The sequence below is a fragment of the Cryobacterium sp. N21 genome, from assembly GCF_002929575.1.
Lineage (GTDB): Bacteria > Actinomycetota > Actinomycetes > Actinomycetales > Microbacteriaceae > Cryobacterium > Cryobacterium flavum.
On record NZ_PJJQ01000029.1, the window covers coordinates 1 to 18,896 of the forward strand.

Sequence of the window (18,896 nt, forward strand, 5' to 3'; positions counted from 1 at the left end):
GCTCGCCTGGGCCCAGGCGATGATCTTCTCCAGGTAGAGCACCCGGTCAACGAACTGCGCCTGATGCCGCTGAAACGGACTCAAGCTATCGGACGGACTGCTGTCGGCCGGGCTGCTGTCGGCCGAAAGCGGCCCGCCCGGTTCGTCGTCGATGTCGTGCTCGGTGCGGAGATACTCGCCGTAGAGCAACTCCTCACACAGGTCATCATCGAACCGGTGCGCGGGCGGTACGGCGGCGAAGACCTCGGTCAGGTCCAGGCCGGCCGGCAGCGGTGGGCCGTCAGGCATTGCACGGCGATAGTGCGCCGGGCCGACAGACTCCGGGCCGACAGACTCCGGGCCGACAAGCTCCGGGCCGACAGCATCAGCTAGGAAGGGGTCGCGGCTGGCGGGCGCGGTATCGACGTCGTCGAGGGCGTCGTACGGAGCGAACTGCCCGAGGCCCTCGGCGATCTCAACCGGCCAATCGGCCTGACACTGCGCCCAGAACACATCAAACTCAGCGCGCTCCTCGGCTGTGGAAGGCAGGTAACCGTGGGCCGCGACGAACGGATCGACGAGGCCCGGCTGGGAGGTATCGCCGCGTTGGCTCATAGAACAAGTGTACCAAGCCCAACCCTGAAAATCGAGCCATTCTCACATCTATTGGGATTTTCGTGCGAACCTGAATTCGCACGGACACTCGTGTTTTCGAGGCGGCTCGCGTTGGTCTATGGGGGTCTCGACAGGCACGACCGGCGGAGGTGGGCGGGTTCCACAGACCGCCACACGTCTCTCGACGGTGATCTCGACCAGCTCGATTGACGAAAAATGCAGCGGTCTTCCGGCGCAGCGCTCTAGGTGACGTCCTTCTTCCAGCTCACGGCATAGCCGATCATTGTCGCGACCACGGCGTAACCGAGCAGCACGAGGCCGCCCTGCCACCAGTCCAGCGGCGGGGCGCCTGCCGGGTTCGCGAGGGTGAAGACGCTCGCACCGACGAGGGCATCGGAGGCCGAGCCGGGCAGATAGTTGCCGATCTGCGCGGTGACCTCGAGAAAAGAGGCGGCCAGCCGTAACAGTGGCTCGACGAACTGGGTGAAGGCGAGCACGACCACGATCGACGCAACCTGGCTCGGCACCAGAACGCCGAAGCCCACGCCGATTGCAGCCCACAGGCCCATGGCAAGAATTGTGCGACCGACCTGCAGCCACGTTTCCGAGTCCAGCAGCAGCGCATCCACGCCGAACGCGCTCAGCGCCCCGCCGCCGAGACCAACGGATGCTGCCAGTCCGACAACTCCGAATCCAGCGCCGACCAGAACCAGCGTGACCGTCTTCGCTGCGAGTACCACACCGCGACGCGGCGTCGCGAGAAACGTGGGTGTCAGGGTCTGGTGGCGAAATTCACCCGTCGTCGCGAGCACGCCGAGCAGCACGGGGAAGACGTAGCCGACCGAGGAAGCGAAGCTGTAGATGATCGGTGGGAGGCTGCCGAAACCGAAGGCGCCGGCACCGCCGGTATTCACCGCGTCGGGACTGATCACACCGGTCTCGACGCCGGCGAGCAGCGCGCCGAGCCCGCCGGCGATGAGGCCGATGTAACAGAACAGAACGATAGCGAGAAGCCACCACAGGCGAGTGGTGAAAATTTTGGCGAATTCGGCCGAGACCGACCGCAGGAACGTGGTCATAGCGAGTGGCTCCCGCCGACGAGGGCGAGAAAGGAGTCTTCCAGGCCGGTTTTCTGCCGGTGCAGCACGCTGAGTTCGACCCCGGCGGTGAAAGCGAGGTGGCCGAGCAGTGCGGGGTCGGATGTGGCGGCGAGCAGGCCGGTGCGGCCGATCGAGAAGGTGATGCCCGCCGCAGTGAGCGCGGCTGTGAGGTTCTCGCGGTCGGGAGAATCCACGATCGTCTGGGGCGCGGCATCCGTATCGAGGCTGGAGAGTGGGCCGAGGTGCACGAGCTCGCCGCGGGCGATGATGACGACGTCATCGACGCTCTGCTGCACTTCGGAGAGCAGGTGTGAGCTGACCAGAATGGTGCGTCCTTCCGCGGCCATGTCGCGCAGAAAACCGCGAATCCAGCGGATGCCCTCCGGGTCGAGTCCGTTGATCGGCTCGTCGAGCACGAGCGCGCCCGGGTTGCCGAGCAGGGCGTAGGCCAGGCCGAGCCGCTGGCGCATACCGAGGGAGTAGCCGCCGACGCGCTGGGCGGCATGGGCGGCGAGGCCCACCTGGGTGAGCACCTCCATGACCCGGGTGCGCGGCAGCCCGGCGGCGATCGCGTACACGCCGAGGTGGTCGCGAGCAGAGCGGCCAGGGTGGAAGCTGGCGGCTTCGAGGGCTGCGCCCACCGTGGCAAGGGGATTGGGCAGGTCGCGGTAGCGAACGCCGCTAAACGTGGCCGTTCCGCTGCTCGCCGCGACCAGTCCGAGCAGAATGCGCAGGGACGTGGTCTTGCCGGCACCGTTCGGCCCGAGAAAGCCGGTAACCCGCCCGGGCTCTACCGTGAAAGACAGGTCGTTGACCGCGGCGACCCCGCCAAAGCGTTTGCTGATGTTGCTGAATTCGATAACAGCGCCGGTAGGCATCCGACTCCCCTCTGTAGTGCTTCCCACCCTATTACCCAGGGGCCGTATAGTGCCGTCTACCGGGCTTTTCAGTTCAGGCCAGCAGGAAGTCCTCCAGGCCGGTGAGCAGTCGTTGCACCTCACCCGCCGTGTTGTACGGCGCCAGTCCGATGCGCAGGCCGCCCTCAGCACCGAGCCCGAGGTGCTTCGAGGCCTCGAGTGCGTAAAACGATCCGGTCGGGGCGAGCACCCGCCGGGCAGCCAGGAACGCCGCGGCATCGGCGGGCGGGTGCCCGGCGAAGGTGACCAGCACGGTTGGCGTGCGCTCGCGGGCACGCGAGTGCACGGTCACGCCGGGCAGAGCGGCCAGCCCGGCCTCGAGTTCGGCGAGCAGGCCCGCCTCATGATGTTCCAGGGCGATGGATGCCTGCACCAGGCGCCCCCGCCGGCTTCCGCCGATCGGTGCCAGTGCGGCCAGAAAATCGACGGCCGCAGTAACGCCCGCCATCAACTCGTAAGGCAGGGTGCCGAATTCGAAGCGTTCCGGAACCATTTCGGTGGAGGTGGCCAGCTTGTCCGGGTGGATGCGCTCGAGCAGGGCTGGTTCGGCGGCCAGCACGCCGCAGTGCGGTCCGAGGAACTTGTACGGGGAGCAGACGAAGAAGTCGGCGCCGAGCGCGGCCACGTCCACCGAGGCGTGCGGCGTGTAGTGCACCCCGTCTACCCATAGCAGGGCGCCGACCGAGTGCACGGCGGCGGCGATCGCGGCGATCGGCGGTCGGGTTCCGATGAGGTTGGAAGCAGCCGTGACGGCGACCAGACGGGTGTGTTCGGTCAGTTGCGCGGTGACCGCCTCGGCGCTGAGCTCGCCGGTTGCCGGGTCGAAGTCGACCCACTTGACGGTGGCGCCGGCGTGTTCGGCGGCCTGGATCCAGGGACGGATGTTGGCGTCGTGGTCGAGCCTGGAGACCACGATCTCGTCGCCGACATTCCAGCTGCGGCCGAGGTGGCGGGAGAAGTCGTAGGTGATTTGGGTGGCGCTGCGGCCGTAGACCACGCCGTGCGGGTCGGCGCCGAGCAGGTCGGCCATCGCCGTGCGGAAGACGGTGACGGCGTTGTCGGCGTTCTGCTCCGGCAGGCTGCCGCTTCCGCGGTTGGACAGCGGTCGGGTCAGGGTGAGGGCGATCGCGGCGGCGACCTGGCGAGGCGTCTGCGTGCCGCCCGGACCGTCGAAGTGGGCGAACCCGGAGGAGAGGGAGGGAAAGTGGGAGCGGACTGCCAGCGCGTCATAGGTCACACGCCATCCAAGCACAGCGTCTGCTCGTCGACCAGCGCCGCCGAGACCACCGCCGGTCGAGCCGCGACGAACGGGTGGTCGAGACGAGTGGTCGAGCTACGCGTGCGCGGCGCAGGCGGGCGCTTCGCGTCTGACGCAGTCCGGGCAGGCCACGAGCTGTTCGCGGCAGGAGGCGTCCCGGCAGTTGAGCATGTTCGTGGTGGCCTGGCCGCACTCCTGGCAGGTCCCGAGCACGGCAGCACCGGGTGCGAAGTCGATGGACATCCGCTGGTCGAAGACGTAGAGCGATCCCGACCACAGTCCCTCATTGCCGAAAGCCTCGCCGTAACGCACAATGCCGCCGTCGAGTTGGTACACCTCGCCGAAACCACGCGACTTCATGAGACCGCTCAGCACCTCACAACGGATGCCCCCGGTGCAGTAGGTCACGACCGGCTTGCCCTTGAGATGGTCGTATTTGCCGCTGTCGAGTTCGGCCACGAACTCGCGCGTGTTGGCCACATCGGGCACGACCGCGTCTCGAAAGTGGCCGATCTCGGCCTCGAACCGGTTGCGCCCGTCGAAGAAGACGACCTCGTCTCCGCGTTCGGCGACGAGCGCATTGAGCTCGGCCGGCTGCAGCTTGGTGCCACCGCCGACGACGCCGGCCCCGTCGACGCGCAGCTCGCCGGGGGCGCCGAAGCTCACGATCTCCTCGCGCACCTTGACCACGAGCCTTGGAAAATCGAGGCTGTGTCCGTGCGAGTCGAGGCCGGTGCCCTCGCTGAACTTAAAGTCGATATGCCTGAACGCCGGGTAGTCGCGGGTCTTGCGAATGTACTTCTTGATCGCGGGCAGGTCGCCACCGACCGTGCCGTTCAGGCCGTCTTTCGAGATGAGGATGCGCCCGCGCAGACCGAGCCCTGCACACAGGTCGCGCTGCCACAGTCGCACCGCATCGGGGTCGGCCAGCGGCGTGAAGATGTAAAAGAGCAGAATCTTCGGAATGGCCATGGGCCCATTTTACTTTGTGCGCATTTCCGGAGAGCGCGCGTAGGCTGGCCGCACTGTCTGTACTGCCACTGGTCAGCCGTATCGAGGAGGCAAATCGTGACCCAGGACCCGCTCGCCCGCTTCGGCGAGGTGCCCCAGTTTTCACTCAGCAGCACCGACATGACCGACGGGGCACCGCTCGCCGCAGCACAGTATGGAACCGACGCGGGCGGAGCGGATGTGTCCCCGCAGCTCTCTTGGTCGGGTTTTCCCGCCGAGACCCAGAGTTTCGCGCTCACCGTATACGACCCCGACGCCCCGACCGGCTCCGGATTCTGGCACTGGGCGGTGGCCAACCTGCCGGTATCCGTGACCGAGCTGGCTGCGGGAATTGATACCCTGCCGGCCGGCGCACTCGTGCTGCCGAACGAGGTGCGTCTCACCTCGTTCATCGGCGCTGGCCCGCCGCCGGGAACCGGCACTCACCGCTACCAGTTCATCGTGCACGCCGTTGACGTGCCGACGCTCGAACTCGACTCGCAGTCCACGCCGGCCGTTCTCGGCTTCAACCTGCACTTTCACACGCTCGCGCGTGCGGTACTGGAGGCGACCGGGGTCGCGGGCGGGGCATCCGCTGCCTGAGGGGGCGCCGTGTAAAACCGGGAGTTGTCCCCAAATGGGGTAACTCCCAGCGGGGATTCGGGGGAAACGACTTAACCTCAGGCAGTGAGTATCACCAGCACCACGTTCGACACCGCCCGTTCCATTCCCCCCACCAGCCCCCCAACGTCGTCAGCGCGCCCGGCCGTGCCGACGCCCGCCTGGCTGCACGGCATCCGTTTGCATGCCGACGGCGTGACCGTCGACCGGTCTCTGCACCGGGAGACGGGCATCCGTCGGTTGCCGGTCTGGGCGTGGCGCGCGCTGATGCTGCGCCGGGCGACCCCGGTGCACAAGTTCAACCTGCACCCGATCGATTCGGTCGAATACGACCTCGACCTCGACTACATCGGCGATGGCCAGAAGATTCACCGGCTCGACGTTCTCGTTCCCAAACGCGAAGCGGGCGCAGACCCCTTACCCGTGTACGTGTATTTTCACGGCGGCGGCTGGACCTCCGGCGACAAAGACCCGCTCACCAAGTACTGCGCAAGCCAGGCTGCCGAAGGAATGGTCGTCGTCAACGCGAACTACCGCATGGCAACCCGGTTTCAGCTGGGCCACATGATGAAGGACGGCAACGCCGTGCTCGACTGGGTCGCCCGCAATATCGCCGCCTACGGGGGAGACCCGACCCGAATCGTGCTCGGCGGCGACTCGGCCGGCGGCCACATCGCGGCGCTGCTCACCGCTGCGGCCTTTGAACCCGAGCTCGCAGAACACTATGACATTGCGCCGCCGGTCGCCCGCCGCAACCTGCGCGGCCTCGTGCAGCACTGCAGCATCGCCGATTTCTCGGTGCTATTCGACCGTGGGTTTGTGCTGAGCCTCAACTTTGTTCGGATGCTGCTGCCCGAGCGCGGCCGCGGACTGCACCTGCGTACGGCCGCGCGTTTCATGTCGCCGATCGAGTGGCTCGACCGCGGTTTTCCGCCGGTCTTCGTCACGACGTCGGAGCGCGACTATTTCTACCGGGCCAACCTCAACTTCATCGAGGCGCTACGAGCCCGCAAGATTCGGGTCGACACGCTCATTTACGGCCGACGCAGCGTCAACACCAAGCACACCTGGCAACAGGACGACACGCATCCGGAATCGCAGGAGGTCTACCGTCGCCTCGGCGCCTTCGTGCGTGCCGTCGCGCCGCGGGCTATGACGGTTTAGGACCGCGCGCCGGTTGCGGCGAGCACTCCGCCGAGGCCGATCATCATGACGCCGCCGGCCGAGGACAGGTTCTCGATGCGCTTCGGTGACCGGGCAAACCAGACCCGTGCCGTGCCGGCCGCGAGAGCCCAGGTGCTGTCGCCGAGCAGGGCGAGCAGCACGAAGACCAGTCCGAGCACCGCGAGCTGCAGCGGAACATCGCCGGCCCGGTAGTTCACAAACTGCGGCAGCACCGCGATGAAGAAGACCAGTGACTTAGGGTTGCTCAGGCCCACCACGAATCCTTCGAGAACGAGCCGCCACTTGGTCTTGCGGGCCACCCTAACCTCGCTCATCTGCGCGGCCTTGCCCCGGTTGCGAATCGCCTGCACCCCGAGATAGATGATGTAGGCCGCGCCGGCGAACTTGACGATCGTGAACAGCAGCACCGACTGGGTCACGATGACGCCGAGTCCGAGAGAGACCGCGACGATTACCGGAATCAGGCCCAGGGCGTTGCCGAGCACGCTGAGAAAGCCGCCAAGCCGGCCGAGTGCCAGCGATCGTCCGATCACGAACAGCACGGTCGGGCCGGGAATGACGATGAGCGCGATCGACGCGAGCGCGAACGTGAGCAGGGTGGGCAGGGAAACCATGTTTGAATGCTAAACCCAGCGGCGACTGTGGCACATCGTGCAGCCAACCCCCGTTGCGGCGACGGATGCTGGTGCCCCCCCACAACGGATTGCTCGCGGTTGCGCCCACTTCGCTAGCATCGTTTCGTGCATATGTTCTTCAGAACCCTCCTCCACGCCCTGCTGTCGAAGTTCGGCCCAAAGCTCGGTCACTTCGATGTCGCGCGCACCAACTTTGTGACCCTGCCGACCGACCAGGATATTTTGCGGCACATGAACAACGGCGTCTACCTGTCCATCATGGACGTGGCCCGCTTTGACATGCTGCACCGCACGGGCGTCTGGGCCATCTTCAAGCAGCGAGGCTGGTACCCCGTCGTGGTCTCCGAGACCATCAGTTTTCGCAAGTCGCTCACGGTCGGCCAGAAGTTCACGGTGGAGTCGCGCATCCTCGGCTTCGACGAAAAGGCGGTCTACGTCGAGCAACGTTTCGTACGACCGGATGCCGACGGCGTGCTCGAGATCTACGCCCACGGCTACATTCGTGGTCGCTTTCTCAAGCGCACCGGCGGAATCGTCACGATCGACGAACTGCTGGGCGCGATCGGCGTCGCCCCCGACAACGTGAGCGTTCCGGAGTGGCTGCTCGAGTGGGCTGGCGCGGCAGCGGCCGCACCCACTCGAGCCCCGGCCCCGAGCATCTGGATCTAGCCTAGTTAGGCGGTGCGCACCGGAACGATGAGGTCCTTGTAGAACTGGGCATGCGCGGGGTAATAGTGATTCCACTCGGGCAGGGGAAGGCCGGCGCGGGAGGCGACCAGGCGGTCGAGGTAGTAGTCCCAACCGGGGCCGACCGTGGCGGCCTCGCTCGCCGAGCGCAGACGCTGCCCGAAGGTCAGGTTGGTCATGCCGTCGCCCTCAACCAGGTGGAACAGTGCGCGCCAGGAATCTTCACCCTCGCCGAAGTCGCCGTTGAAACGGTGCGGCGCCTGGCACTCGCGAATACTCACGTACTCCCACTTGGCATCCGGCTCGGCCGTCATCTTGAACTTGACCGCGCCGGTCGCCGGAGAACCGGAGTAGGTGCCGATCCACTTCTCGAGTTCGGCAGGACGGGTCAGGCTCGCCCACACCTGCTCGATGGGCGCGTTGAACAGCCGATTGAGCATGAGATACAGGCCGTCCTCGCGGTGTACGAGGCGTCCGGTGGGCTTGGCTGACATGGGGACCTCCACTATGAGTGACATGCGCTTGTAACCTCAGGTTAGGCCACATTGAGAGGGTCGGCTACACGCTAAGCCCCTTCGAGCAGGGCCATCGCGGCGTTGTGTCCGCCGAGCCCGCTGACCCCGCCGCCGCGCCTGGCTCCGGCACCGCAAATGAGAATGCGCGGATGCTCGGTGGCGACTCCCCAACGCTCGGCGGGCGTGGCCTGCGGCTCGTCATCCTCCAGAAATGGCCACGACAGCCCGCCGTGAAAGATGTTGCCGCCGGGCAGATTCAGGGCGTGCTCGAGGTCGAGGGTTGTTTTGGTTTCGAGGCAAGGGTGACCCTCAACATCCGTCATCAACAGGGCTTCGATCGGCTCGGCGAGCACCGAATTGAGCGAGCAGAGCACGGCGGCCTGCAGCTGCGCGCGCATCTGGTCGTTGTTGGCTTCGGTGAGCGCCCGATTCGGGGTGTGCAGGGCGAACACGGTAAGGGTGTGGGCACCGGCCTGGGCAAGTTCGGGCGACAGAATGCTCGGGTCGGTCAGCGAATGGCAGTAGACCTCGCACGGCACCAGTTCGGGAATCTCACCGGACATGGCCTGGTCATACGCGGTCTGCAGCTGCTTGTAGCCCTCGTTGATGTGAAACGTACCGCCGAATGCCGCCTCCGGCGACACGCTCGCGTCCAACAAGTGCGGCAAGCGTGTCAGCAGCAGGTTGACCTTCACCTGGGCGCCTTCCGGCTTGACCAGGTCTGCGGATGCCCCGCCTCCACCACCCAGCAAACCCCGCAGCACCCACGGCGCCACGTTGGCCAGCAGCGCGGCGCCGTTCGTCGTCTTCAGGCGCCCGTTCTGGCGGTATTCCACGGCTCCGTCGGGGGTGGCCGACGTGACCTCGGCGCCGACTTCGAGCCGCGCACCGGCCTCGCGCGCCGCCCGTTCGAGTGCCCCGGTCACAGCGCCCATGCCGCCGATCGGCACGTCCCAGTCCCCGGTTTCATTGCCGATCACGTGATACAAAAAGCAGCGGTTCGCGTCGGGACTGGAGTCATCGAGGCCCGTGAAGGTGCCGATCAGCCCATCGGTAGCCACGACGCCGCGCACGAGATCGTTCGCAAACCGGTTGGTGATCGTGTCGCCGAGCGGCTGCTCGACCAGGGCGGTCCAGAGGGCATCGTCGCCGACCAGTCGCTTAGCCTCCGATCGGGTGAGCAGCGGTTCGCAGATCGTGGGAAACACGGCGCGCGCCAGTCGGGCGGTGTCGTCGTAGAAGGAGTTCCAGGCATCGAAATCGGCCGCGGCACCGATGCGTTCGAACGACGCCCTGGTCGCTTCGGGGTCGCCCTGGTCAACGAGTAATCCGGCGCCAGTCGGCCCCGGCGTGTACGACGAGTACCGACGTCGAGCCAGCTCGATATCGAGCCCCAGCTCGCGGATGATTCTGGTCGGCAGCAGGCTCACCAGATAGGAGTAGCGCGAGAGGCGCGCGTCAATGCCGGGGAAGGTATCCGCTGAAATGGCGGCGCCGCCCACCTGCTTCTCCCGCTCGAGCACGAGCACGCTGCGGCCGGCCTGGGCCAGGTAGGTGGCGGCGACAAGGCCGTTGTGGCCGCCACCGATAATCACGACGTCGTGTCTGGTCTCGCTCATGAGCAGAGCCTAGCCAGTGCGCGCCGAACCTATCAGTCACCTTGCATTCACCTGCGAGTCACCTGTGACCAGTACACAGAATGGCATCCATTGTCTGCAACAGGAGGATCTACCGCATGAGCGCCTTTCGACGCCCCGCACGCCGCCGACTACCCGTTGCCATCCTGGCTGTCACGGCCTGCGCCGCTCTCGCGGTGGCGCCGCTCGTATCGTCGGCAGCACCGACGGCATCCGCTGCTATCGTCGTCGCACCGGTGACCGCGTCGGGGACCGACCCGTACTTCAACCTGGCGCCGCTGGGAACGTACGAGACCGGCACCTTTGACGCCTCGGCCGCCGAGATCGTGACCTACCACGCCGCCAGCAAGCGACTCTTCGTGGTCAACGCGGCCCAGGGTGCCGTGGACGTGCTCGACATCGCCGACCCGACTACCCCGGTCAAGGAGTTCTCGCTCAGCGCAGCGGGAACCACAATCGACGGCGGCAGCTCGCTCATCCCCACCGGTTCCACCGCCAACTCGGTCGCCGTGCGCGCCGACGGCCTCGGCGCAATGGCCATCGAATCGCCCACCAAGTCGGATGCCGGCTGGCTCGTCTTCTTCGACGCCAACGCGACGACAGCCACCATTCTGGGCGCGGTTACGGTCGGTGCCCTGCCGGACATGGTGAGCATCTCGGCCGACGGCAAGTATGCCGTCTCCGCCAACGAGGGCGAGCCGAACGACCTGTTCACCGTCGATCCCGAGGGGTCGGTCAGCGTCGTCACGCTCCCGTCGACCCTTACCCTGCCCGCTTCGTCGGCCGTCGCGACCGCTGATTTTCACGCCTACGAATCCGAAGCCAATGGCGGCACGAGGACCCTCGACCCCGACGTGCGCATCTTCGGACCGACTCCCGAAGCGGGCTTTCCGGTCTCGCGCAACCTCGAGCCCGAGTATGTCGCGATCGACCCGAACAGTCTCACCGCGTATGTGGCGCTGCAGGAAGCCAACGCGGTCGCTGTGGTTGACCTCGTCGCGGCTGAGGTCACCGAAGTGCGCTCGCTCGGCTTTCAGGACCACGGCCTGCCCGGCAACGGCATCGACGCCTCCGACAAGGATTCGGCCGTCAACATTCAGACCTACCCCGGTCTGCACGGCATGTACATGCCCGACGGCATGAACGCCTACACGGCGAAGGATTCCTCCACCGGCACTGACGCGACCTACCTGGTCACCGCGAACGAGGGCGACGCCCGCGAGTGGGGCAGCTACGTCGAGGGCGCGCGTGCGGAGGACCTCACGATCTGCGCTACTAGCGACCTCTTCGGCAAGAACAGCGACGCCGGAATGGGTCGCCTGAACGTGACCAAGGAAAACGGTTACAACACCGCCGGCACCTGCTACGAGGAGCTCTACGCCTTCGGCTCCCGCTCCTTCTCGATCTGGAACACCGACGGCACGCAGGCCTTCGACTCCGGGGACGACTTCGAGCGCATCACTGCCGCAGCCAACCCGGCCTATTTCAACTCGAACCACAGCGAGTCCAACTTCGAGGGTCGCAGTGACGACAAGGGCCCCGAACCCGAGAACCTCGCCATCGGCGAGATTGACGGTCGCACCTACGCCTTCATCGGCCTGGAACGGGTGGGCGGCATCATGGCCTACGACATCACCGACCCGACCGACGCGAAGTTCGTGACCTACCTCAACAACCGCAACTTCGGCGTCGATGCCACCGTCGACCTGTCGGCAGCCGGTGACCTCGGCCCGGAGGGCGTCACGTTCATCTCCGCCAAAGAATCGCCCACCGGTGAGCCGATGCTCGCCGTCGGCAACGAGGTCTCCGGAACCACCACCATCTTCTCGATCAACGTCATCCCCACCGAAATTCAAGTGCTCGGCATCAACGACTTTCACGGTCGCCTCGAAGCCAACGCCAGAAACCAGGAGGCCGGCGCGGCCGTCCTGGCCGGAGCCGTTGCCCAGCTGAAGACGGAAAACCCGAACACCCTGTTCGTCTCGGCAGGCGACAACATCGGCGCCTCCACCTTCACCTCTTTCTCGCAGCAGGACGAACCGACGATCACGGCGCTCCTTGCGGCCGGGCTGGACGCATCCGTTGTGGGTAACCACGAGTTCGATGCGGGCTGGGACGACCTCGAGGGTCGGGTCCGGTCTTCGTTCGGCGACCCGCGCTACGCGCTCGGCGCCAACGTCTACCTGAAGGGCACGACCACCCCGGCACTCGATGAATACTGGGTCAAGGAGGTCGATGGCGTGCGCGTCGGCTTCATCGGCACCGTCACCGCGGCTACCGCCTCACTGGTCTCCCCGGCCGGCATCGCCGACATCGAGTTCGGCGACCAGCTCGAGGCCGCCAATCGCGTGGCAGCGCAGTTGCAGGATGGCAACACGACCAACGGCGAGGCCGATGTCATCGTGCTGCTCACCCACGAGGGAGGCGTCGGCACCGACTGCGCCGCGATCGGTGACGCCGACACCCTCTACGGCGATCTGATCCGCGACGCATCGGCCAATATCGATGCGATCCTCTCGGGTCACACCCACGCCACCTACAACTGCTCCTACCCGGTCACGGGCTGGACCGACGGGCTGAAACGCCCGGTGATGCAGAGCGGCCAGTACGGCATGAACCTCGACCAGCTGAAAATCTCGGTCGACCCAGTGACCAAAAGCGTCGTCTCGATGACCAGCGCGCTGGTGGACCTGCACAACGGCACGACCGGCCTCTACCCGGCCGACGCCACCGTGGCGCAGATCGTGACGGATGCCGCGGCCCAGGCCGACATCGTCGGCTCGGTTGAAGTCGGTGCCATCAGCGCCGACATCAAACGTGCTTACAATGGCGTGGCAGAGGACCGCGGGTCGGAATCGAGCCTCGGCAACCTCGTCGCCGACATTCAGCTTTGGGCCACCTCGAACTCTACCTTCGGCGGTGAACCGGCCGAGATCGCCTTCATGAACCCCGGCGGGGTGCGCACCGACCTGAGCTACGGCGAGAACGGCAAGGTGACCTACAAAGAGGTCGCCACCGTGCAGCCCTTTGCCAACACCCTCGTCACCATGGACCTCACCGGTAACCAGCTGCGCACGGTGCTCGAACAGCAGTGGCAGTCCAGCCGCGCCAAGCTGCACCTCGGTGTCTCCGAGGGGTTCAGCTACCTCTATGAGCCCGACGCGGCGCTGGGCGAGCACATCGTCGGTATGTCGCTGAATGGTGTGGCCATCGCCCCGACCGACGTGTTCCGCGTGGCGGTGAACTCGTTCCTAGCCTCGGGCGGCGACAAATTCACGACCTTCGCCGCCGGAACCAGCGTCGCGGACACCGGCCAGGCCGATCTCGCCGCGACGGTCGCCTATTTCGAGAAGCACCCGCTCGTCGACCCGGCATCGCTCGGCCGCGCGGTACTGGCCGGCACCGACTGGGCCAGCATCGACGTGGGTGACGCCGTCTTCACCCCGGGCGAGCGCGTCACCGTCACGGTCTCCGGGCTGAACCCCGGCCAGAAGGTCACCGGCACGCTCTACTCCGTGCCGGTGAACCTCGGCACCTTCGCGGCCAATGCTGCCGGAGTCGCAACGTTCTCCTCAGTGATTCCGGCGAGCACGCCGGTCGGCGCGCACACGCTCGTGATCAGCTCGGTCGGCCTGGAGCCGATCAGCCTCGCGGTCACCGTTGTTGCAGCGGCGAGCACGAGCGGCCTGGGTGCTATCCCGGCACTCGGCGCGTCGCTGGCCCCGGCCGGCCTCGCCGCGCTGCTCCTGTTGCTCGGCGGCGGCCTCATCTTGGCCCGTCGCAAGCGCCAGGCCCTGCAGGCCTAGCCTGTTCAGAACGGATACCCCGGTGCTCGCGCCGGGCATCCGTTTGACTGGGCGGTCATGCGACGCGGCTGATCGCCGGGTGCAATCCGAGGAGGGGTGGCGCGGTTACACCGGCGCGAGCGGCTCGAACGGGCGCGGCGGCTCCAACGGGTCGGATTCCGTGGGTTTGGCCACCTTGCTCACCGCCCGGTCGAGGGCTGCGCGCACGACGACCACGCCCGGCCGCTGCGCGCTCGACCGGCGCGCAGCCGAGAACAGGGTGCGGTGCGGGGTGCCCGGCAGGTCGTGCAGCTGAACGGCCGGCATGCGCCCGGCCCAGACCAGATCGGGCAGAATGCCCACCGCATTGCCCGATTCAATCAAGCGGATGTGCGCGATCAGGTCGGCGGTCTCAAACCGCACGTCCGGTTCGAAACCGGCCGAGCGGCAGAGCTGCGTGGCCCACTGCCGCGACGCTGTACCCACCGGCTCCATCACCCAGGGCAGGCCGGCGGTTTCCTCGAGGGTTGCCGCGCTGACCCGCCCTGCGCCGTCCCGGGAACTATCCGCGGGCGGCACGGCGAGCCGCAGCGCATCCGTTGCGAGGTTGATCCGGTCGAGGTCGGGCCAGTGCGCGCGGGTGTGGCCGGGATACTGCTCGGCCAGCACGAGGTCGAAGTCGCGCGCGGCCACCTCGAACAGGCCGCGCTCTGGCTCGCGCTCGGTCACTTCGACCCGTAGCGCCGGAAAGTCCTCGGCGAGAAAAGTGAGCGCCCGCGGAATGACGGCGAGGGCGGCAGACTGGAACACGGCCACCCGCACGGTGCCCGACACCGTCGTGGTGCTGGCGCGCAGGTCGGCCTCTGCAAGTTCGAGCCGCTCCAGCAGGTGGGTGGTGTGCTCCACCAGAATCTCGGCCTGCGGGGTGAGCTGCACCCGCCGCCCCACTTTTTTCAGTAATACAACGCCGGCCTCTTTTTCGAGCAGCGCGAGCTGCTGCGACACCGCGGATGGGCTGTAGGCAAGGGCAGCGGCGACCCCGGCGAGGGTGCCGCGAATCTTCAGTTCGCGCAGCAGTCGGAGTCGCCGCACATCCAGCATCCGCTGCCCCTTACACCCATCGAACGACCCAAAACCAAATCATTAGAAATTGTAACGAATATCATGCATAAACATTTGCTTTTGCTAAATATAGGCTGGCCTCAGACTTGAATAACCAGAGCAACCCAACCGCGAACGAAAGACTAGTCTCGTGACCATGACCAACGCCTCCACCCGCCCCGCCAACGAGGATGTCAGTTCGGAGGTCGTCGCTCTCGTCAAGAAATGGCTCGACGAAAGCGCCACCATCCCAGCGGATGCCGCGGCCGAACGGCTCGCCGGCGTGCTCAAGGACCCGAACGGCCTGGACTTTACGGTCGGCTTCGTTGACGGCGTCATGCGCCCCGAAGACAAGATGGTCGCCGGTTACAGCCTGCAGAAGGTCGCCAAGAAGGCGCCCGGTTTTCTGCCGGTGCCCATGCGCGCGGCCATCGGCCTCGGTGGCATTCTCGGACCGGTGCTGCCCTGGGTCGTCATTCCCGCCGCCCGCACCGTGCTGCGCCAGATGGTCGGCCACCTCGTCGTCGACGCCACGCCCGACAAGCTCGGTCCCGCGCTCGTGCACCTGAAAGAGGGCGGCAACCGCCTCAACATCAACCTGCTCGGTGAGTCTGTACTCGGCGAGAAAGAGGCGCTCGAACGCCTCGAAGGCACCAAGCGCATCCTCGAACGCCCCGACGTGGACTATGTCTCGATCAAGGTGTCCTCGATCGCCAGCCAGCTCTCGATGTGGGCCTTCGATGAGACCGTCGCCCGCGTGATCGAACGCCTGACGCCGCTGTTTGAATTCGCCGCGGCATCCGCTACCCCGAAGTTCATCAACCTCGACATGGAGGAGTACCGCGACCTCGACCTCACCATCGCCGTGTTCGAGGGGCTGCTCGACCAGCCGCAGCTGGCCCAGCTCGAAGCCGGCATCGTGCTGCAGGCCTACCTGCCCGACGCGCTGAGTGCCATCCAGGGCCTCACCCACTGGGCGCAGAATCGCCGCGCGGCCGGCGGAGCCCCGATCAAGGTGCGCCTGGTCAAAGGCGCCAACCTCGCCATGGAGCATGTCGACTCCGCCGTACACGACTGGCCGCTCGCGACCTTCTCCACCAAGCAGCAGAGCGACACCAACTACAAGCGGGTGCTCAACTGGGCGCTCACCCCGCAGAACACGGATGCCGTCAAGCTCGGCATCGCCGGCCATAACCTGTTTGACGTGGCTTGGGCGCACCTGCTCAGCGTTGCCCGCGGCGTCGACGACAAGGTCGAGTTCGAGATGCTGCTCGGCATGGCCACCGGCCAGGCCCAGGCCGTGCGCAAGGACGTCGGACAGCTGCTGCTCTACACACCCGTCGTCGACCCCTCGCAGTTCGACGTGGCCATCAGCTATCTCATTCGCCGGCTCGAAGAGAATGCGAGCTCGGAGAACTTCATGTCGGCCGTGTTCGAGCTGACCAGCAACCCCGAGCTCTTCGACCGCGAGAAGGCTCGGTTCCAGGCCTCGCTCGACGCCCTCGACGACCGGGTTCCCACCCCCAACCGCGTGCAGGACCGCTCCAGCAGCTACGACCGGGGTCGCCTGGCCGCCGCCACAACGGATGCCCGCAGCCAGCAAACCGAGACCGCCAGCGACGACGACCCGCAACTGACCGGCGTGCTGCTCGGCATCACCCGCGGCTCGGCGCCCACCCACTCGACCTTCCACAACGAGCCCGACACCGACCCGTCGCTGCCCGCCAACCGGGCCTGGGGCCGACGGATTTTGGCCCGCGCCGATGCATCCGTTCTCGGAACCGAAACCATCGAGGCCGCCGCCGTTCCCGACGAGGCAGCGCTCAATCTGATCATCGACGGTGTGCTCGAGGCGGGAGCAGCCTGGGGGCAGAAGACCGGCGCCGAACGCGCCGCGGTACTGCACCGCGCGGGCCTGGCGCTCGCTGCCAACCGAGATCGCCTGATCGAGGTCATGGCCAGCGAGTGCGGCAAGACCATCACCGAGGGTGACGCCGAGGTGAGCGAAGCGGTGGACTTCGCCCACTACTACGCCGAACGTGCCAAGGATCTGGACCGAGTGCAGGGCGCCATCTTCGTTCCCTCGAAACTCATCGTGGTCACCCCGCCGTGGAACTTTCCCACCGCCATCCCGGCCGGCGGCATGCTCGCCGCCCTCGCCTCCGGTGCCGGCGTCGTCGTCAAGCCGGCCACGGTCGCCCAGCGCACCGGTGCCGTCGTGGTCGAGGCCCTCTGGGAGGCCGGTATCCCGCGCGAACTCCTCGCTCTGGTCAACCTGCCCGACCGTGACCTCGGTGCCAAGCTCATCGCGCACCCCGCAGTCAACCGGGTCATTCTCACCGGCGGCTACGAGACCGCCGAGCTGTTCCGCGGATTCCGCCACGACCTGCCCCTACTCGCCGAAACCAGCGGCAAGAACGCCATCATCGTCACCCCGTCGGCCGACTTCGACCTGGCCGCCGCCGATGTCGTCAAGAGCGCCTTCGGCCACGCCGGCCAGAAGTGCTCGGCCGCGAGCCTGGTGATTCTGGTCGGATCGGTAGCGAAGTCCGAACGCTTTCTCGGCCAGCTGGTCGACGCCGCGACCTCGATCAAGGTCGGGCAGGCAAGCGATCCGGTCACCCAGATGGGCCCGATCATGTCGCCGGCCGACGGCAAACTACTGCACGCCCTGACCACGCTCGGCGCCGAAGAGAAGTGGCTGGTCGAACCGAAGCAGCTCGATGACACCGGCAAGCTCTGGTCGCCGGGCATCCGCACCGGCGTCGCGCCCGGATCGTACTTTCACCTCACCGAGTTCTTCGGCCCGGTGCTCGGCGTGATGCACGCGCGCAACCTGGAAGAAGCCATCCGCTTTCAGAACGCGGTCGACTTCGGCCTGACGACAGGGCTGCACTCGCTCGACGCCGACGAACTGGCCCTCTGGGTCGACACGATCGAAGCCGGCAACCTCTACGTCAACCGCGGCATCACCGGTGCTATCGTGCAGCGCCAGCCGTTCGGCGGCTGGAAGCGCTCAGCCGTGGGCGCCGGAACCAAGGCCGGCGGACCGAACTACCTGCTCGGCCTCGGCAGCTGGGTCAACGAGCCGGGCCGGAACAGCTCGACGTTGCACCTGCGCGGCCTCGAACAGCGCGTCACCGACATCATCGAGGCCAGCCAGCCGTTTCTCGACTACGCCGACTTCGACGTGCTGCGCCGTTCGGCCGTGAGCGACGCTCTCGCCTGGCGCGAGGAATTCAACGTCGTGCGCGACGCGACCGACCTCAAGGTGGAGCGCAACCTGTTCCGCTACCGCGCGCTGCCGGTCACCGTGCGCCTGACCGAGAGCGGAACGCTCGCCCAGCTGCTGCGCGTGATCGCCGCCGCGACCCTGTCCACGTCGCGCTACGACGTGTCGAGCAGCGTTCCGGTGCCGCCGGGCGTGCGCAATATCCTCGCCCAGCGTGAGATCCCGGTGCTGGTCGAAACCGACGAGGAGTGGCTCGCTCGCGCTCGCTCGGGCGGGATCACGGCCAGCCGCGTGCGTCTCATCGGCAGTGACCCGGTGCTGGGCGCGCGAGTGGAAGCATCCGCCTTGGCCGAAGCGGTCAACGGCAGCCCAGACATCGCGGTGTACTCGAACGCGGTTACTCAGGCCGGGCGCATCGAGGTGCTGCCGTTCCTGCGGGAACAGGCAATCTCGATCACCGCGCACCGCTTCGGCAACCCGAGCACGCTCTCCGACGGCGTGATCTAGGCCGGTTACGGTTCGTAACCGCGGAGATTCCGGCCGGATCGCCTTCAATCGTGTGATTGGGGGGATCAGCGGCGAAATCTCCGCGGTTCTGCACGCATGGGCCCGAGAGGGCACACAGGCTACGTGCGGTTT

General features: G+C 66.6%; 14 protein-coding genes. 5 read left to right on the plus strand and 9 right to left on the minus strand.

The features are described from left to right. The 5 genes from CXY77_RS04995 to CXY77_RS05015 all read right to left on the minus strand — a co-directional run. On the minus strand, positions 1-594 hold a 594-nt coding region (locus CXY77_RS04995; protein ID WP_140425483.1), incomplete at its 3' end, for a hypothetical protein. Between the two features lie 242 nt (positions 595-836). Then, a complete protein-coding gene (locus CXY77_RS05000) occupies positions 837-1,673 on the minus strand; it encodes an ABC transporter permease (RefSeq protein WP_092338619.1) in 837 nt (278 codons plus the stop codon). Beyond that, a complete protein-coding gene (locus tag CXY77_RS05005) occupies positions 1,670-2,572 on the minus strand; it encodes an ATP-binding cassette domain-containing protein (protein WP_104089861.1) in 903 nt (300 codons plus the stop codon). The genes CXY77_RS05000 and CXY77_RS05005 overlap by 4 nt, the downstream gene beginning before the upstream one ends. Positions 2,573-2,645: 73 nt before the next feature. Further along, entirely contained in the window at positions 2,646-3,848 is a 1,203-nt protein-coding gene (locus CXY77_RS05010; protein WP_104089859.1) for a cysteine desulfurase-like protein, read from the minus strand. 96 nt (positions 3,849-3,944) lie between these two features. Further along, positions 3,945-4,841 carry a rhodanese-related sulfurtransferase gene (locus CXY77_RS05015; protein WP_104129769.1) on the minus strand — a complete coding sequence of 299 codons (897 nt, stop codon included), beginning with the start codon at positions 4,839-4,841 and terminating at the stop codon, positions 3,945-3,947. Between the two features lie 96 nt (positions 4,842-4,937). Between CXY77_RS05015 and CXY77_RS05020 the strand changes: the two genes are divergently transcribed. Continuing rightward, the gene (locus CXY77_RS05020; protein WP_233197243.1) at positions 4,938-5,462 is read left to right on the plus strand and encodes a YbhB/YbcL family Raf kinase inhibitor-like protein; all 525 of its coding nucleotides are present in this window, start codon (positions 4,938-4,940) and stop codon (positions 5,460-5,462) included. 84 nt (positions 5,463-5,546) lie between these two features. After that, positions 5,547-6,644, plus strand: a complete 1,098-nt coding sequence (locus CXY77_RS05025) for an alpha/beta hydrolase (RefSeq protein WP_233197244.1) — start codon at positions 5,547-5,549, stop codon at positions 6,642-6,644. Here CXY77_RS05025 and CXY77_RS05030 read toward each other — a convergent pair. After that, positions 6,641-7,279: a LysE family translocator gene (locus CXY77_RS05030; RefSeq protein ID WP_092338625.1), complete on the minus strand. Its 639-nt coding sequence runs from the start codon at positions 7,277-7,279 to the stop codon at positions 6,641-6,643. The two genes, CXY77_RS05025 and CXY77_RS05030, sit on opposite strands and share 4 nt — an antisense overlap. A gap of 126 nt (positions 7,280-7,405) precedes the next feature. On the opposite strand from CXY77_RS05030, the gene CXY77_RS05035 reads away from it, so the two are divergent. Beyond that, positions 7,406-7,969 carry an acyl-CoA thioesterase gene (locus CXY77_RS05035; RefSeq protein ID WP_369827315.1) on the plus strand — a complete coding sequence of 188 codons (564 nt, stop codon included), beginning with the start codon at positions 7,406-7,408 and terminating at the stop codon, positions 7,967-7,969. A gap of 5 nt (positions 7,970-7,974) precedes the next feature. On the opposite strand, the gene CXY77_RS05040 is transcribed toward CXY77_RS05035, so the two are convergent. After that, positions 7,975-8,505 carry an SRPBCC domain-containing protein gene (locus CXY77_RS05040; protein WP_199181888.1) on the minus strand — a complete coding sequence of 177 codons (531 nt, stop codon included), beginning with the start codon at positions 8,503-8,505 and terminating at the stop codon, positions 7,975-7,977. Between the two features lie 47 nt (positions 8,506-8,552). Next, complete coding sequence (locus CXY77_RS05045; protein WP_092338631.1) at positions 8,553-10,121, minus strand: NAD(P)/FAD-dependent oxidoreductase; 1,569 nt, start codon at positions 10,119-10,121, stop codon at positions 8,553-8,555. A 116-nt stretch (positions 10,122-10,237) separates the two neighbouring features. On the opposite strand from CXY77_RS05045, the gene CXY77_RS05050 reads away from it, so the two are divergent. Beyond that, on the plus strand, positions 10,238-13,945 hold the full coding sequence (locus CXY77_RS05050; RefSeq protein ID WP_104089857.1) for a choice-of-anchor I family protein: 3,708 nt from the start codon (positions 10,238-10,240) through the stop codon (positions 13,943-13,945). A 105-nt stretch (positions 13,946-14,050) separates the two neighbouring features. Here the strand turns inward: CXY77_RS05050 and CXY77_RS05055 are convergent, their stop codons facing one another. After that, positions 14,051-15,025: a LysR family transcriptional regulator gene (locus CXY77_RS05055; RefSeq protein ID WP_092338635.1), complete on the minus strand. Its 975-nt coding sequence runs from the start codon at positions 15,023-15,025 to the stop codon at positions 14,051-14,053. A 157-nt stretch (positions 15,026-15,182) separates the two neighbouring features. Here CXY77_RS05055 and CXY77_RS05060 point away from each other — a divergent pair, with 157 nt between their 5' ends. Next, entirely contained in the window at positions 15,183-18,764 is a 3,582-nt protein-coding gene (locus CXY77_RS05060; protein WP_104129805.1) for a bifunctional proline dehydrogenase/L-glutamate gamma-semialdehyde dehydrogenase, read from the plus strand. Positions 18,765-18,896: the final 132 nt, after the last annotated feature.

What these genes read in the sequence shown, in the direction of transcription:
- CXY77_RS05050 (WP_104089857.1), top strand. Translation starts at nt 10,238, where the DNA reads ATGAGCGCCTTTCGACGCCCCGCACGCCGCCGACTACCCGTTGCCATC.
- CXY77_RS05005 (WP_104089861.1), bottom strand. Translation starts at nt 2,572, where the DNA reads ATGCCTACCGGCGCTGTTATCGAATTCAGCAACATCAGCAAACGCTTT.
- CXY77_RS05055 (WP_092338635.1), bottom strand. Translation starts at nt 15,025, where the DNA reads ATGCTGGATGTGCGGCGACTCCGACTGCTGCGCGAACTGAAGATTCGC.
- CXY77_RS05030 (WP_092338625.1), bottom strand. Translation starts at nt 7,279, where the DNA reads ATGGTTTCCCTGCCCACCCTGCTCACGTTCGCGCTCGCGTCGATCGCG.
- CXY77_RS05040 (WP_199181888.1), bottom strand. Translation starts at nt 8,505, where the DNA reads ATGTCACTCATAGTGGAGGTCCCCATGTCAGCCAAGCCCACCGGACGC.
- CXY77_RS05045 (WP_092338631.1), bottom strand. Translation starts at nt 10,121, where the DNA reads ATGAGCGAGACCAGACACGACGTCGTGATTATCGGTGGCGGCCACAAC.
- CXY77_RS05060 (WP_104129805.1), top strand. Translation starts at nt 15,183, where the DNA reads ATGACCAACGCCTCCACCCGCCCCGCCAACGAGGATGTCAGTTCGGAG.
- CXY77_RS05000 (WP_092338619.1), bottom strand. Translation starts at nt 1,673, where the DNA reads ATGACCACGTTCCTGCGGTCGGTCTCGGCCGAATTCGCCAAAATTTTC.
- CXY77_RS05015 (WP_104129769.1), bottom strand. Translation starts at nt 4,841, where the DNA reads ATGGCCATTCCGAAGATTCTGCTCTTTTACATCTTCACGCCGCTGGCC.